13 protein-coding genes and 1 riboswitch are annotated in these 14,502 nt (G+C 64.6%); of the genes, 7 read left to right on the top strand and 6 right to left on the bottom strand.

What is annotated here, in order from left to right; translation table 11 throughout:
• On the bottom strand, nt 1-2,679 hold the full coding sequence (alaS, locus tag ACFDR6_RS31045) for an alanine--tRNA ligase (RefSeq protein WP_375860693.1): 2,679 nt from the start codon (nt 2,677-2,679) through the stop codon (nt 1-3).
• A gap of 222 nt (nt 2,680-2,901) precedes the next feature.
• A riboswitch (glycine riboswitch) is annotated at nt 2,902-2,992 on the top strand.
• Between the two features lie 146 nt (nt 2,993-3,138).
• Here alaS and gcvT point away from each other — a divergent pair.
• Genes gcvT through gcvP form a run of 3 tightly spaced genes read left to right on the top strand, consistent with a single transcriptional unit; the run spans nt 3,139 to nt 7,548 of the window.
• Nucleotides 3,139-4,284 carry a glycine cleavage system aminomethyltransferase GcvT gene (gcvT, locus tag ACFDR6_RS31040; protein ID WP_375860692.1) on the top strand — a complete coding sequence of 382 codons (1,146 nt, stop codon included), beginning with the start codon at nt 3,139-3,141 and terminating at the stop codon, nt 4,282-4,284.
• Between the two features lie 10 nt (nt 4,285-4,294).
• Complete coding sequence (gcvH, locus tag ACFDR6_RS31035; RefSeq protein ID WP_317243395.1) at nt 4,295-4,663, top strand: glycine cleavage system protein GcvH; 369 nt, start codon at nt 4,295-4,297, stop codon at nt 4,661-4,663.
• Between the two features lie 17 nt (nt 4,664-4,680).
• Complete coding sequence (gene gcvP / locus ACFDR6_RS31030) at nt 4,681-7,548, top strand: aminomethyl-transferring glycine dehydrogenase (protein ID WP_375860691.1); 2,868 nt, start codon at nt 4,681-4,683, stop codon at nt 7,546-7,548.
• A gap of 124 nt (nt 7,549-7,672) precedes the next feature.
• On the opposite strand, the gene ACFDR6_RS31025 is transcribed toward gcvP, so the two are convergent.
• Together ACFDR6_RS31025 and recA are read right to left on the bottom strand one after the other, a co-directional pair.
• Nucleotides 7,673-8,674, bottom strand: a complete 1,002-nt coding sequence (locus tag ACFDR6_RS31025) for a hypothetical protein (RefSeq protein WP_317243393.1) — start codon at nt 8,672-8,674, stop codon at nt 7,673-7,675.
• 102 nt (nt 8,675-8,776) lie between these two features.
• Nucleotides 8,777-9,865 (bottom strand): recombinase RecA, encoded by a 1,089-nt coding sequence (recA, locus tag ACFDR6_RS31020; RefSeq protein ID WP_212081633.1) that lies wholly within the window; start codon nt 9,863-9,865, stop codon nt 8,777-8,779.
• Between the two features lie 1,194 nt (nt 9,866-11,059).
• Between recA and ACFDR6_RS31015 the strand changes: the two genes are divergently transcribed.
• Nucleotides 11,060-11,227, top strand: coding sequence for a hypothetical protein (locus ACFDR6_RS31015; protein ID WP_375860690.1), 168 nt, complete (start codon nt 11,060-11,062; stop codon nt 11,225-11,227).
• Between the two features lie 606 nt (nt 11,228-11,833).
• On the opposite strand, the gene ACFDR6_RS31010 is transcribed toward ACFDR6_RS31015, so the two are convergent.
• Nucleotides 11,834-12,091: a DUF2798 domain-containing protein gene (locus ACFDR6_RS31010; RefSeq protein ID WP_212081639.1), complete on the bottom strand. Its 258-nt coding sequence runs from the start codon at nt 12,089-12,091 to the stop codon at nt 11,834-11,836.
• A gap of 253 nt (nt 12,092-12,344) precedes the next feature.
• On the opposite strand from ACFDR6_RS31010, the gene ACFDR6_RS31005 reads away from it, so the two are divergent.
• Both ACFDR6_RS31005 and ACFDR6_RS31000 read left to right on the top strand, forming a co-directional pair.
• Nucleotides 12,345-12,530: a hypothetical protein gene (locus tag ACFDR6_RS31005; protein ID WP_375860689.1), complete on the top strand. Its 186-nt coding sequence runs from the start codon at nt 12,345-12,347 to the stop codon at nt 12,528-12,530.
• 133 nt (nt 12,531-12,663) lie between these two features.
• Entirely contained in the window at nt 12,664-12,897 is a 234-nt protein-coding gene (locus ACFDR6_RS31000) for a DUF6894 family protein (protein WP_212081643.1), read from the top strand.
• Nucleotides 12,898-12,921: 24 nt separating this feature from the next.
• On the opposite strand, the gene ACFDR6_RS30995 is transcribed toward ACFDR6_RS31000, so the two are convergent.
• Both ACFDR6_RS30995 and ACFDR6_RS30990 read right to left on the bottom strand, forming a co-directional pair.
• Nucleotides 12,922-13,176, bottom strand: a complete 255-nt coding sequence (locus tag ACFDR6_RS30995) for a hypothetical protein (protein ID WP_212081650.1) — start codon at nt 13,174-13,176, stop codon at nt 12,922-12,924.
• Nucleotides 13,177-13,284: 108 nt separating this feature from the next.
• On the bottom strand, nt 13,285-13,578 hold the full coding sequence (locus ACFDR6_RS30990) for a hypothetical protein (RefSeq protein ID WP_212081652.1): 294 nt from the start codon (nt 13,576-13,578) through the stop codon (nt 13,285-13,287).
• A 353-nt stretch (nt 13,579-13,931) separates the two neighbouring features.
• Here ACFDR6_RS30990 and ACFDR6_RS30985 point away from each other — a divergent pair, with 353 nt between their 5' ends.
• Complete coding sequence (locus ACFDR6_RS30985) at nt 13,932-14,396, top strand: PaaI family thioesterase (RefSeq protein ID WP_212081654.1); 465 nt, start codon at nt 13,932-13,934, stop codon at nt 14,394-14,396.
• Nucleotides 14,397-14,502 lie beyond the last annotated feature (106 nt).

The following is a 14,502-nucleotide window of genomic DNA, read 5'->3' as shown; positions in this document are numbered from 1 at the left end:
TTAAGCGCCGGCCATGGCTTTTTCGATCGCAGCTAACGCCTCGGTCGCCTTGGCCCCGTCGGGGCCGCCGGCCTGCGCCATGTCGGGCCGGCCGCCGCCGCCCTTGCCCCCGAGCGCTTCGGAGGCGATGCGCACCAGGTTCACGGCGTTGAAGCGCGCGGCGAGATCGGCGGTGACGCCGACCACCACACCGGCCTTGCCGTCCTCGGTGACGCCGACGATGGCGACCACGCCGGATCCGATCTGCTTCTTGGCCTCGTCGGCCAGGCTCTTGAGATCTTTCATCTCGATGCCCTCGACCGCACGCGCCATCAGCTTGACGTCGCCGACCTCGCGCACGCCCGCGGCTGCGCCGTTGCTCGCGGATGCACCTCCGCCCATCGCCAGCTTCTTGCGGGCGTCGGAGAGCTCGCGCTCGAGCTTCTTGCGCTCCTCCATCAGCGCGGTGATGCGCGCCGGCACGTCGTCGAGCGAGGTGCGCAGCTCGTTTGCCGCGGTCTTCGCCAGCGCCATGGTCTCGTTGGCGTGTTTTCGCGCGTAGTTGCCGGTGAGCGCCTCGATGCGGCGCACGCCGGAGGCAACCGCGCTCTCGCCGGTCAGCGTGATCAGGCCGATGTCGCCGGTGCGCCGCACATGGGTGCCGCCGCAGAGCTCGACCGACCAGCCGAGCGCGTTGGCGCCACGCTCGCGCGCGGTCCGGCCCATCGAGACGACGCGGACCTCGTCGCCGTATTTTTCACCGAACAAAGCGCGCGCGCCGGCCTCGCGGGCCTCGTCGACGCCCATCACGCGGGTGGTGACCTCGTCATTTTCCAGCACCACGTCGTTGGCGATGTCCTCGATGCGCGCAAGCTCTTCCGCCGTGATCGGCTTCGGGTGCACGAAGTCGAAGCGCAAACGATCGGGCGCGACCATCGAGCCGCGCTGGGCGATGTGGTCGCCGAGCACTTGGCGCAGCGCCTCGTGGATGAGATGCGTCGCCGAGTGATGCGCGCGGATCGAGGAGCGCCTGGAATGATCGACCTCGAGCTGCAGCGCGGTGCCGAGCTTCAGCTCGCCGCTTTCGACGGTGCCGACATGCACGAAGAAATCGCCGAGCTTCTTCTGGGTGTCGGTGACGCGGAACTTGATGCCGCCCTCGCCCGTGAGGACGCCGGTGTCGCCGACCTGGCCGCCGGACTCCGCGTAGAATGGCGTCTGGTTCAGCACGATCGCGCCCGTGTCACCGGTCTTGAGGCTCGTCACCTCGGCGCCGTCCTTCACCAGCGCGGACACCACGCCCTCGGCGCTCTCGGTCTCGTAGCCCAGGAATTCAGTGGCACCGAGCTTCTCGCGCAGCGGAAACCAGATCGCCTCGGAAGCCGCCTCGCCAGAACCCTTCCAGGACTCGCGCGCCTTGGCCTTCTGGCGCTCCATCGCGTCGGTGAACGCGGCCTGGTCGACGCCGATGCCGCGCGACTTCAGCGCGTCCTGCGTCAGGTCCAGCGGGAAGCCGTAGGTGTCGTAGAGCGTGAAGGCGACGTCGCCGTCGAACATGTCGCCCTTCTTCAGGGACGCGCTCCTCTCGTCGAGGATGGCAAGGCCGCGCACCAGCGTCTTGCGGAAGCGGGTCTCTTCCAGCCGCAGCGTTTCCTCGATCAGATTCTCCGCGCGCATCAAATCGGGATAGGCCTGGCCCATCTCGCGCACCAGCGCCCAGACCAGCCGATGCATCAGCGGCTCTTTCGCACCTAGCAGCTGCGCATGGCGCATCGCGCGGCGCATGATCCGCCGCAGCACGTAACCGCGGCCCTCGTTCGAGGGCAGCACACCGTCCGCGACCAGGAAGGCCGAGGAACGCAGATGGTCCGCGATGACGCGGAACGAGGCCACGGTCTGCTCGTTCGGCCCGCTGCCGAGCGCGGACGACGTCGCATCGACCAAATGGCGGAACAGATCGGTTTCGAACACGCTCTCGACGCCCTGCAGAATGCAGGCCATGCGCTCCAGACCCATGCCGGTGTCGATCGAGGGACGCGGCAGAGGCACGCGCTCCTCCTTCGTCACCTGCTCGTACTGCATGAACACGAGGTTCCAGAATTCGAGGAAGCGGTCGCCGTCCTCTTCCGGCGAGCCCGGAGGCCCGCCCCAGATGTGCTCGCCGCGGTCGATGAAGATCTCCGAGCACGGGCCGCACGGACCGGTGTCGCCCATCGCCCAGAAATTGTCCGAGGTCGGAATGCGGATGATGCGGTCGTCGGAGAAGCCCGCGATCTTCTTCCACAGGCCGGCCGCCTCGTCGTCGGTGTGGTAGACGGTGACCAGCAGCTTGTCCTTCTTGAGCCCGAACTCCCTGGTGATCAGCGTCCAGGCGAGCTCGATCGCCCGCTCCTTGAAATAGTCGCCGAACGAGAAATTGCCGAGCATCTCGAAGAAGGTGAGATGGCGCGCGGTGTAGCCGACATTGTCGAGGTCGTTGTGCTTGCCGCCGGCACGCACGCATTTCTGCGAGGTGGTGGCGCGCTGATAGGGCCGCTTCTCGACGCCGGTGAAGACGTTCTTGAACTGCACCATGCCTGCATTGGTGAACATCAATGTCGGGTCGTTGCGCGGCACCAATGGCGAGGACGACACGATCTCGTGGCCGTTCTCGGCAAAGAAGTTCAGAAAGGTCGACCTGATCTCGTTGACGCCGCTCATGTTCATCCAATCGGGTGTGCTTGGACCCGCTTCTCGCCATCAAAACCGTAACGTTAAGGCTGATATCTGCGGGCCAAAGCGCTTTTAGACAAGGCCAGCTTCGCTGTCCAGAAACTGTGCAAGGAGATCATAGGGTTGCCACATCAGCGCAATCCGGTTGAAAGGCACGGAAGTCGCGTTGACAGGCTTGGCCGCCCTGTGGTCTGTACCCATCTGTATCGTACGGCCACGTCGGGAGAGACCGGCTTTAGGCAGCCGGCGCCGAAGGAGCAACCGCCCCGGAAACTCTCAGGCAAAAGGACCGCGTGGCTTTGACAGCATCTGGAAAGAGGCGCCGACGGGTCTAGACCCGGACTGCGTCCGCCGACGGGATAATACTCTCAGGCACAGCGACAGATGGGGCTTCGACTGGTGTCCGTCGGGGAATCGTCCCCGGGGAACCGCCGAGGGCCCTCCAAGATGCTAGCGCACGACCAAGACTCCCTGAAACGTACGCCCCTTCACGGGCTTCATGTCTCCCTGGGTGGCAAGATGGTGCCGTTCGCGGGCTATGACATGCCCGTGCAATACCCCGCGGGCGTGCTGAAGGAGCACCTCCATACCCGAGCCTCCGCCGGCCTGTTCGACGTCTCCCATATGGGCCAGCTCGCGCTCCGGCCGAAGTCCGGCAAGGTTGAGGACGCCGCCCGCGCCCTGGAACGGCTGGTGCCGCAGGATATCGTGGCGATCGCGCCGGGGCGGCAGCGCTACGCCCAGTTCACGAATGAAGACGGCGGCATTCTCGACGATCTCATGGTCGCCAATTTCGGCGACCACCTGTTCCTGGTCGTCAACGCCGCCTGCAAGGCCGAAGACGAGGCGCATCTGCGCGCGAATCTCTCGGACGATTGCGTCATCGATTCTCTTGGCGACCGCGCGCTGATCGCGCTGCAGGGCCCGAAGGCGGAGACGGCGCTGGCGAAATTATGTGCAGAGGCGCCGTCCATGACATTCATGGATGCCGGTCCGCGCATGGTTGCCGATATTGCCTGCTTCGTCTCGCGCTCCGGCTATACCGGCGAGGACGGTTTCGAGATTTCCGTCCCCGCTGCGGATGCCGAGCGCCTCGCCAAGATGCTGCTGGAAAATCCGGACGTGCTGCCGATCGGCCTCGGCGCGCGCGACAGCCTGCGGCTGGAAGCCGGGCTCTGCCTCTACGGCCACGACATCGACACCACCACGACGCCGGTCGAAGCGGCGCTGGAATGGTCGGTGCAAAAGAGTCGCCGCACCGGCGGCGCGCGCGCCGGCGGCTTTCCGGGTGCGGACAAGATCCTGGCCCATTTCAATCGTGGTGCATCCCGCCGCCGCATCGGCCTGCTCGCCCTCGGCCGCGCCCCGGTGCGCGAGGGCGCGCTGCTGTTTGCCGACGAGACGGCAGGCGAGCCGATCGGACAAGTCACGTCGGGCGGTTTCGGCCCGAGCCTGAATGCGCCGGTCGCGATGGGCTACGTGCCCACGAACCTGAGCGCGCTCGGCACCAAACTGTTCGCCGAGGTGCGCGGCCAGCGACTGCCGCTCGCAGTCGCCGCCATGCCCTTCGTGAAAAACACCTACAAACGCTGAGGACGAGACAATGACCACGACGCTGTACACCTCCGACCATGAATGGCTCGCCATCGACGGCGATGTCGCCACTATCGGCATCACCGACTATGCCCAGCAGCAGCTCGGCGACGTCGTGTTCGTCGAGTTGCCCAAGGTCGGCCGCGCGCTGAAGAAGGCGGAAGCCGCCGCCGTCGTGGAATCGGTGAAGGCCGCCTCCGACGTCTACGCGCCCGTGGCCGGCGAGGTGCTCGAGGCCAATGCCGAGCTCGCCGCCGAGCCGGCGCTGGTGAACTCGGACGCGCAGGGCAAGGCCTGGTTCTTCAAGATCAGGATTGCCGACAAGAGCGAGCTCGGCGGTCTCATGGATGAAGCCGCCTACAAGGCACATACGGCTTAAGGACGATGGAGCAAGCGATGACCGCGCACCGCAAGACCAACGGCGACACCGCCGCAAGTTTCGTTCGCCGCCATATCGGCCCCTCGGCGCGCGACGTCACCGCAATGCTCGAAACCGTCAGCGCAAAGAGCGTCGATGCCTTGATGGCGGAGACGCTGCCGGCCTCGATCCGGCAGGCCGCCCCCCTCGACCTCGGCAAGCCGCTCAGCGAGACCGAGGCGATCGCGCATATGACCGAGCTCGCAAGCCAGAACCAGGTCTTCACCTCGCTGATCGGCCAGGGCTATTCAGGCACCATCCTGCCCGCGGTGATCCAGCGCAACATCCTCGAAAATCCGGCCTGGTACACCGCCTACACGCCCTACCAGCCCGAGATCAGCCAGGGCCGGCTGGAAGCGCTGCTCAACTTCCAGACCATGATCTGCGATCTCACCGGGCTCGACGTCGCCAACGCCTCGCTGCTCGATGAGGCCACCGCTGCCGCCGAAGCCATGGCGCTGGCCGAGCGGCACTCGCAGGTGAAGGCAAAGGCTTTCTTCGTCGACAAGGACGTGCACCCGCAGACGCTCGCCGTGATGCGCACCCGCGCCGAGCCGCTGGGCTGGAGTTTGGTCGTCGGCGATCCCCTCACCGATCTCGACAAGGCCGATGTACTCGGCGCGTTGCTGCAGTATCCGGGTTCGTCAGGCGCAGTGCGCGACCTCAGGCCCGCAATCGCCGCACTGAAGGCCAAGGGCGCGCTCGCGATCGTCGCCGCCGACCTGCTGGCGCTGACGCTGCTCGCCTCGCCCGGCGAGCTGGGTGCCGACATCGCGATCGGTTCCGCGCAGCGTTTTGGCGTGCCGATGGGCTATGGCGGACCGCACGCGGCCTATATGGCGGTGCGCGATGCGCTGAAGCGCTCGCTGCCCGGCCGCATCGTCGGCCTCTCCGTGGACTCCCGTGGAATGCCGGCCTATCGCCTCGCGCTGCAGACCCGCGAGCAGCATATCCGCCGCGAGAAGGCGACCTCCAACATCTGCACCGCGCAGGTGCTGCTCGCCGTGATCGCCTCGATGTATGCGGTCTATCACGGCCCCGAGGGCCTGACGCAGATCGCGCGCAACGTGCATCGCCGCGCGGCCGTGCTCGCGGCCGGCTTGCGCAAGCTCGGCTTTGCGCCTGATAGCGACACCTTCTTCGACACGCTGAGCGTCGATGCCGGCGCCAAGCGCGCCGAGATCGTCGCGCGCGCGGCCGCCGAGAAGATCAATCTCGGCGTCGGCGACCCCGCCTTGCGCATCGCGCTCGACGAGACCACCACGCCTGCGACGGTCGAAGCGGTCTGGCGCGCCTTCGGCGGCAAGCTCGCCTATGCCGAGATCGATGCCGAGACGCGCGAAACGCTGCCGGACGAGTTGAAGCGCACCACCGCTTTCCTCACCCATCCCGTGTTCCACGCGCATCGCTCGGAGACCGAGATGCTGCGCTATATGCGCAAGCTGAGTGACCGCGATCTCGCGCTCGACCGCGCGATGATCCCGCTGGGCTCCTGCACCATGAAGCTGAACGCGACCACCGAGATGATGCCGCTGACCTGGCCGGAGTTCGGGAGCTTGCATCCGTTCGTTCCGCGCGAGCAGGCCAAGGGCTATCACGCGCTGTTCGCCCGGCTGGAAAAATGGCTCTGCGACATCACCGGCTATGACGCGATCTCGCTGCAGCCGAACTCCGGCGCGCAGGGCGAATATGCCGGGCTGCTCGCGATCCGCGGCTATCATGCCTCGCGCGGCGAAAGCCATCGCAAGATCTGCCTGATCCCCTCCTCCGCCCACGGCACCAATCCGGCCTCGGCCGCGATGGTCGGCATGGACGTGGTGGTGGTCGCCTGCGAAAAAAACGGCGACGTCGACGTCAATGATCTCCGCGCCAAGGCCGAGAAGCATTCGAACGATCTCGCCGCGGTCATGATCACCTATCCCTCGACCCATGGCGTGTTCGAGGAGCACATCCGCGAGATCTGCGACATCGTCCACGGCCATGGCGGCCAGGTGTATCTCGACGGCGCCAACCTCAACGCGCAGGTCGGCCTCTCCAGGCCAGGCGATTACGGCGCCGACGTCAGCCATCTCAATCTGCACAAGACCTTCTGCATCCCGCATGGCGGCGGCGGCCCCGGCATGGGCCCGATCGGCGTCAAGGCGCATCTCGCGCCGTTCCTGCCCGGTCATCCAGCGACGCAAGGCGATGCGCCTGTCGGCCCGGTCTCGGCCGCGCCTTTCGGCTCGGCCTCGATCCTGACCATCTCCTACATCTATATCCTGATGATGGGCGGCGAAGGCCTGAAGCGCGCCACCGAGATCGCGATCCTCAACGCCAATTACATCGCGGCGCGCCTCGATCCGCACTTCCCGGTGCTCTACAAGAATGTCAGGGGCCGCGTCGCGCATGAATGCATCGTCGACCCGCGTGCGTTGAAGACGACCAGCGGCGTCACCGTGGACGACATCGCAAAGCGCCTGATCGATTACGGCTTCCACGCGCCGACCATGAGCTTCCCGGTGCCGGGCACGCTGATGATCGAGCCGACCGAATCGGAATCGAAGGCCGAGCTGGATCGTTTTTGCGACGCCATGATCGCGATCCGGAAAGAGATCGGCGAGGTCGAAGCCGGCCGCTTCAAGATCGAAGCCTCGCCGTTGCGCCACGCCCCGCACACCGTGCACGACATCGCGGACGACGATTGGAATCGCCCCTACACCCGCGCCGAGGGCTGCTTCCCCGCGGGCAGCTCGCGCACCGATAAATACTGGAGCCCGGTGGGCCGCGTCGACAACGTCTATGGCGACCGTAACCTCGTGTGCTCCTGCCCGCCGGTGAGCGATTACGCGCAAGCCGCGGAGTAGGACACGACGGAGGTTTCGTAGGGTGGGCAAAGCGCAAGCGTGCCCACCACCTCCATATGCGGTGAAAGATCGTGGGCACGGCGCTTGCTCGCCTTTGCCCACCCTACGATCCTACGGTCCCGACCTAAGGCGCAACCAACACTCGCCTTTGCCCATCCCAACGCCAGAGCCGTTCATTGGTGAGGAGCGTGCCGCCCCACCAGCGCCGAATCGGGTTGTGGCGGCGGAAATCCTCCCGGCCCTCCAGAACCGCTTTGCCGAATTCGGTCAGCGACAGGCGGCTCCGGCGATAGGCGGCGTTGCGACTGCGCGCGTTGTCCGGATCGAGTGTCGCCAGCTTGGCGTCCAGACCCGCGATCGCTGGCGCAGGGCCGAATGCAAGTCCTTCGAGCAGCGCGCCCAACTCCCATCGATCGAACATCCCCGTCCCCAGAGCACCCGGCCGAAATAGTTCATCGGTACGATTGTGCCCTGTTGCGATGAGTTCGATAAGCCGCGTCTCGGTCGCCCCCAGTCCCGTCGTTGAAGGCAACTCTGCGAGCAGGTCTTCCATGGCAGGCTTCAGAAAACGCAAACTGCCGAGCTGTCTGCCGAGCAGCCCGGCGCAAAGCTCTGGCGTCGGCGCACGGTAAGCCTCCCAGGCCATGCTGGCGATCGCAAAATCGCTTTCTGCCAGATCGAACTCCTGCACGTCGCGCAGACGAAGCGCGGCTGGGTCGGCTCCGCGCAGGTCGAAATCGACATGTCGCAACCGCAGCTTCTCAGTGGCGGATGGTGGTTTGGAACGCAGGTAATCGAGGATCCAGACCAGCTGCAATTGACTGTTTGGTTCGGAGTCGAACCACAGTTCGATGACATCGACCCCGTAATTCTCGCAGACCCAGAGCAACGCGCCAGCTCGATCCTGTCGCCTGAGAAGGAGCGAATAGCGGACGGGAACGCAATCCGACCAGTGCATCTCATCGTACCATGTCCTGGACTCGCGCCAGGCGAGATAACCGTTGAGATGGCCAGCTGACGGAAGTGGCCCCGAAACGAAGCGATAGATGAAGGGAATGACCAAGTCAGCACGATCCGCGAGCGCGAGGCTGACGCCGGACGAACTCGTCAGGATCACGCGCTTCATGGTCGGCAGGCCCCTCTCATGCAAAACGAAACGGGCGCTGACGACGTCGGCAACTCAACGTCTTCAGCGCCCGCTCCTCGCGAAAAACCTTCGCGTTAAGACTTACTCGTCCGCCGGCTCCTCGCCGTCGGCGTCGCGCTCCGGCGTGCCGGCCAGGATCTGCTCGGCGATCAGGCCGGAGTTCTGGCGGATCGAGGTCTCGATCTTGGCGGTGATGTCGGGGTTGGCCTTCAGGAACGCTTTCGAGTTCTCGCGGCCCTGGCCGAGGCGCTGGCTGTCATAGGAGAACCAGGCGCCTGACTTCTCGACGATGCCGGCCTTGACGCCGAGATCGAGGATCTCGCCCATCTTGGACACGCCCTCGCCGTACATGATGTCGAACTCGACCTGCTTGAAGGGCGGCGCCAGCTTGTTCTTCACCACCTTGACACGGGTGGTGTTGCCGACCACCTCGTCGCGCTCCTTGATCGCGCCGATGCGGCGGATGTCGAGGCGGACGGAGGCGTAGAATTTCAGCGCGTTGCCGCCGGTGGTGGTCTCGGGCGAGCCGTACATCACACCGATCTTCATGCGGATCTGGTTGATGAAGATCACCATGGTGTTGGACTTGTTGATCGAGGCCGTCAGCTTGCGCAGCGCCTGGCTCATCAACCGCGCTTGCAGGCCCGGCAGCGCATCGCCCATCTCGCCCTCGAGTTCGGCTTTCGGCACCAGGGCCGCGACCGAATCCACCACCAGAACGTCGACCGCACCCGAGCGCACCAGCGTGTCGCAGATTTCCAGCGCCTGCTCACCGGTGTCAGGCTGCGAGATCAGGAGTTCGTCGATGTTGACGCCCAGCTTTCTGGCATAGACCGGGTCGAGCGCGTGCTCGGCGTCGATGAAGGCGCAGATGCCGCCCTTCTTCTGCGCTTCCGCCACCGTGTGCAGCGCCAAGGTCGTCTTGCCTGAGGATTCCGGCCCGTAGATTTCCACGACACGCCCCTTGGGCAGGCCGCCGATGCCGAGCGCGATATCGAGCCCGAGGGACCCGGACGAGACCGCCTCGACATCCATCGAGCGATCGTTCTTGCCGAGCTTCATCACCGAGCCCTTGCCGAACTGGCGCTCGATCTGAGAGAGCGCGGCGGCCAGAGCTTTACTCTTGTCCATGGAAGATCCTTCGACGATACGCAGGGCAGTGGCGGACATTGGGTCGTGCTCCTTATGGCGAGGATTCGCGTGAGGGACAAACGGTTGCGAGGCGGCTCGTCGACAAAAGCAATGTACCCTATTTGTTCTAGGTTCGCAATATGTTCTTTTGGGCTTTCGTTTTGTGCCCGACCCTTGGGTGGATCAAGGAATTTGGACCCAACGGAACACGTTGCGGGCGGGAATATGGATCGTCAGTGTGAGCAATTTTGCTCAGACCACATGATGAGGATGTGCAATTCCTAACACACCGGGGTTTTGCAAACCCACCCGGGGCTGGGAAGCCGCTGCCCGCGACACAGATTAGGCGGGTGGCGTTTTTCCGTGAAGCAAGGCCGCCTCGGTTGGCGGCTTCTTTCATTTTGAATTGCCTTCGCGATCCCGCTGATTTGTGTCCGCAACGTCGTCATCACGGGCCGTGACGATGAAAACGACCACGTGTAGGTCGCCTCATTGTCCCTCCTCATTGCGCCCTAATCCCACTCTGCGGGTGTCGGAATCGAAAGGGGCCACCTGTGCGGTAGCCCCTTGCCGGTTGCAATGAATGTTCGTGCTGAAATGCCAGCCCCGGCGGGACCGAAAGTAGATTCGGCCCTGCCTTAGAATCAAGTGAAATTGCCACTTTTTCCTTAATGGGAGGAGTGTCCCATTTCCCCTCTGCGGGTGTCCTAATCAGGACGGCACCGGGCCTTTCAACCTCGGAGCGTCCTGTGCGCACAATTGAACAGACGCCGTTCCTTTTATGGATCCTAATCCATCATCACCGCACGGACCCCGGCTGCTCCCGGTGACGAGAAGCCGATGGCGCTCCCGCCGTGCTCGCGCGGACAGGGGCGTGCCATGATCAAGCGACGACGTTTCAAGCAGCAACTGACCCTTCAAGACCGGCTCTCCGCATGGGTGAAACAGGTCAAGCAGGACGCCCTCCCGGCTTCCGCCCGGCCCTGAAAGGGACGCCCTGCTCAAGAAGGCGCGCGAAGCCGAGATGGCAAATCATCTGCACGACTGGGTCAAATCCCCCGGACTGCAACCGCCGAAATAGCCGCGCAGCCGCGACGTCCTTTCGGACCGAGGCTGACGCGCATCAAGGGCGAGCTGCCTTGCGCCGTCATAATTCCGCAATCCTCTGGCACCGAACTTTTCGCGGTCTCCGGCCTTCTCCAGGGTGAGACCGCAACTCTGGGGACTTCAGTCATGACCGAAGACAAGCACCGCGAAACGATCAGGCGCAATCCGCTGCTGGAGGCGGCGCATGAGGAGCTGATCAAGTTCGAGCGCAAGGAAAACGAGTTTCGCAAGAGGGATCGCGAAGAGCGCGCCAGCGAGCTCCATCTCCCCCTCAACGACATCAAGATCCACTAAAGTCCGGCCGCAGAAGCGATCGCTCGCTTCCGGCAAGGCGAGAATCGCCCCGTCGCAAGACGCGTCAGGCTCGCGGGGCGAACGCAACGGTATCCAAACACTACCGCTAAGCTACTGAAGGATCAGCGAAACTCCCATGCCCCCGACTGTGCATGGGGTTGTTTTCCCAATTTTCGAGAATGGCCGCAGGCCCCGCCCGATCGTCGCGGGGCCCGGCCGCCGTCCGCGTGCCCTACAGCAGCGCCAGCAGCACGAGGCCGATCACCAGCACCACGAAGCCAGCCGCTGTCGCGGCGGCAAATGACCGCTCTACGTTATCCATGATGCCACCCCGTTGCCGGCGTGCCACGTTTCCCCCATGGCTGCGCCGAACGGTTTGAAATCTTGCCGACCTGTGTGTCTGCAGTTGTGCGAACGGATGTCGAAATTGGGACGGGCGCGGGGCCAGTCTGCGGCCTCGGAATCGGGCCCGGGGAAATTTGGCGCACCGTCAGGCTGCCGTAAGCGGAGCCCTCTAGGATGATGCGGCTCTGGTGTTGCAAGCCCAGCACCTCGGCCTCCAATAACTCTCTGCCCCGCCCGGCACGCCCCAGGCGGGGCTTTTTTTCATGCCTGGCTGCCGGCGCGCGGTTCGCTGTCCTCCCGCGTCAGACGCAGCGCGAAGGCGCGGATCGCGGGCGCCGCCATGAGCACGATCGGCAACATCGCGGCCCAGGCGATCAGCCACGACACCATCCAGTGCCCGATGAAGATCATCGCGCTGCCCGCTGGAAAGCTGGCGATTCCCGCCGCGATCAGCGAGGTCAGTCCGGACTGGATGATTCCGAAGACGAAGTGACTGTAGCGGCGGGGAATGCCGAGCATGACGGGCCCATGTTGCTTGCCGCCATCAGGCCAAGCAAGGCACATGCCGCAGCTCGTAGGGCACGGGACCCGGCGGGAACCGCCGGGCGGGGTCTCGATGTGCACGAACGCAACCGGGACGCAGCCCAGGAACTCTGTTCATGGTCGGAGAACCACGGGGATCCGACAGTTCCCCTGACGGAATTTGCTTGTCCGGGAATATTATGACGACCAGCATGTTTCCAATCGTGGACGTGAATCGTGGAGGGTCACCATGAATCACAGGGGCATCGAGTTCACCGTCGCCAAGACAACGATTCCCGGAATCTGGCAGTGGCAGTTCCGCATCGGCGAGCAGATCAAGACCGGCAGGACCGAGACGAAAATCGACCTGCTCGCGATCCGGCGCGTGCAGCTGCATCGATCGGGAGCTGAAGCGATCGGCCGAAACGTCGCCTGAACCGGCCGGATGAAATCGCTGCGGCGGCCTGATCCGTAGCCGCCCGGAATTGATCTGACGCGGGTTTCGGATTGGACTACCCGCGCCCATGGCCCTGGGGACGAGGCCATCACGCGCGCTATCGGTGCCCGCCATGCCACTCTATTTCTTTCGAATCCGGAATGGCCGTTATTCCGGCTGCGCCGACCAGGCGACGGAATTTGCCGATCGCGATTCGGCCTGGAAAGAAATGACCAATGTCTGCGCCGACATGACCGCCGGCCTTGCCCGCAAGCTCCAGGAAAATTCCGAATGGCACATGGAGCTGCTGGACGAGGCCAAGGAACCCGTGTTCCGGATCCGCATCGTTGCCGAAACCCTCGACTAGCACCGCGTTCGGGTCGAGCCGGCTTTAGTCCGCGCTGGGCAGCCGCCGCATGGTGAATTCGATGTCGCCGCCGGGCAGTTCACGCCAGGTCTCGACCGCGCTCATATAGCCGGCCTTGGGATAGCGGGCGAAGAAGGCCTGCGCCTGTTCCCGCGCCGCCGCGCGCGGCAGCGTGAAGGTCTCGCGCAGATAGCCGTCGCCGACTGTTTGGCCGGGCTTGCCGGCCAGCTTGCGCCGGCGCGCCATCCGCTCGGCGAGGTCCCGCGGACGATCGGCCATGTCGTGCCCTTCCTCTACGCAATACGCTCGGCCAAATGTAGGGAGCGGATGGGATGAAGAGGAGTCCCAATCGGAGGCGCCATTGCGGCCCCAGATCGGGCCATGCAATCAGTTGGCGGCCGTGCCGGACTTCTTCTTCGGCGCGCTGGTCGCAGCCGAGGCCTTCGGCGCCGCCGGCTGTTTCGGCGGATCGGAGCGCATGCCGCCCCAGGGATCGTTGGACGCCTTGGTATCCGGAATCTTCTTCAGCGTTTCCTTGTAGGCCCTGTCACGCTCGGCTTCCGCCGCCTTCTCCTCGGGGGACTTGCTCGGAGCGTCCTGCATCAGATTGATATTGGGCAACTGCGCATAGGCAGGTCCCGCGACCACGGCCAGCACCGCGGCCAAACGGAAAAGCTTCATCGTCCACTCCTTGATCATCCTTGAGGCACGGATCGCCCGCGCCTGGTCATCCTTGCGCGGCCGCCAGGGCCGCCCGGGGTCCGCTAGTGCCGATCCGACCGGCACGATTTGGGCCCATGCAGCCAATCGTCCCAGATCGGACCGCACTTGGTGCACCCGCTCAGCGAGAGGCCGAGCGCGACCATAGAGAAGACCAGGACACACCGGCGCAACATCATCCATCCCCTACCCGAGCGGGGCATCATATCGGCCCAAGTCAGGCATTTTCAAGCCGACGGGACCGGGTGACTTTGCAGCGTCGATGCGCGCACAATGGGCCGAAACATCAGGCAATACAGGAGAGTGCGACAGCAATGCAAATGCAGCCAGACGCCGAATTCGGCCTGTCCGACGCCAAACGCATCCTCGGCGAGGTTTTTGCGCCCTGGGTCCAGGATCTCAACCTCACGGTCGAGCGCATCGAGCATACACAGCCGGCGGATCTGCCGGACTGGCAGCCGGGTGCGGTCCTGCGCATGCCGTTTTCGGAGCGGCTGTGCCGAAACGGCGGCGTGGTCTGCGGCCAGGCCCTGATGGCGCTTGCCGACACCGCGATGGTGATCGCGATCCTCGCTGCCAATCGCGGCTATCGCCCGATGACCACGGTCGACCAGACCACGCATTTCATGCGCGCGGCGTCCTCGATGGACGTGCTGGCGGACGCGCGCGTGGTGCGGCTCGGGCGCACCATGAGCTTTGGCCGCGTCACGCTGCTCTCGGCTGGCGACAACAAGCCTGTGGCCATGGTGTCGAGCGCGTTCGCGATGCTGCCGGGCTGAGCATCAGCATAAAAAAGCGAGCCGCGTGAGCGCAAGGCGCAGCGCGGCTCTCCATCACCATCGTGTCGAAGCAAGAAACAAGAACGCGATTGCGTCCGCAAATTTC

The sequence above is a fragment of the Bradyrhizobium tunisiense genome (assembly GCF_042263385.1).
GTDB classification, from domain to species: Bacteria; Pseudomonadota; Alphaproteobacteria; order Rhizobiales; family Xanthobacteraceae; genus Bradyrhizobium; species Bradyrhizobium tunisiense.
The sequence above is the reverse complement of the archived record's forward strand: the minus strand, read 5'-3'. Positions and strand labels throughout refer to the sequence as shown.

What these genes read in the sequence shown, in the direction of transcription:
- recA (WP_212081633.1), bottom strand. Translation starts at nt 9,865, where the DNA reads ATGTCCGCCACTGCCCTGCGTATCGTCGAAGGATCTTCCATGGACAAG.
- gcvP (WP_375860691.1), top strand. Translation starts at nt 4,681, where the DNA reads ATGACCGCGCACCGCAAGACCAACGGCGACACCGCCGCAAGTTTCGTT.
- alaS (WP_375860693.1), bottom strand. Translation starts at nt 2,679, where the DNA reads ATGAGCGGCGTCAACGAGATCAGGTCGACCTTTCTGAACTTCTTTGCC.
- ACFDR6_RS31010 (WP_212081639.1), bottom strand. Translation starts at nt 12,091, where the DNA reads ATGCTCGGCATTCCCCGCCGCTACAGTCACTTCGTCTTCGGAATCATC.
- ACFDR6_RS31000 (WP_212081643.1), top strand. Translation starts at nt 12,664, where the DNA reads ATGCCACTCTATTTCTTTCGAATCCGGAATGGCCGTTATTCCGGCTGC.
- gcvH (WP_317243395.1), top strand. Translation starts at nt 4,295, where the DNA reads ATGACCACGACGCTGTACACCTCCGACCATGAATGGCTCGCCATCGAC.
- ACFDR6_RS30990 (WP_212081652.1), bottom strand. Translation starts at nt 13,578, where the DNA reads ATGAAGCTTTTCCGTTTGGCCGCGGTGCTGGCCGTGGTCGCGGGACCT.
- ACFDR6_RS31005 (WP_375860689.1), top strand. Translation starts at nt 12,345, where the DNA reads ATGAATCACAGGGGCATCGAGTTCACCGTCGCCAAGACAACGATTCCC.
- gcvT (WP_375860692.1), top strand. Translation starts at nt 3,139, where the DNA reads ATGCTAGCGCACGACCAAGACTCCCTGAAACGTACGCCCCTTCACGGG.
- ACFDR6_RS30995 (WP_212081650.1), bottom strand. Translation starts at nt 13,176, where the DNA reads ATGGCCGATCGTCCGCGGGACCTCGCCGAGCGGATGGCGCGCCGGCGC.
- ACFDR6_RS30985 (WP_212081654.1), top strand. Translation starts at nt 13,932, where the DNA reads ATGCAAATGCAGCCAGACGCCGAATTCGGCCTGTCCGACGCCAAACGC.
- ACFDR6_RS31025 (WP_317243393.1), bottom strand. Translation starts at nt 8,674, where the DNA reads ATGAAGCGCGTGATCCTGACGAGTTCGTCCGGCGTCAGCCTCGCGCTC.
- ACFDR6_RS31015 (WP_375860690.1), top strand. Translation starts at nt 11,060, where the DNA reads ATGACCGAAGACAAGCACCGCGAAACGATCAGGCGCAATCCGCTGCTG.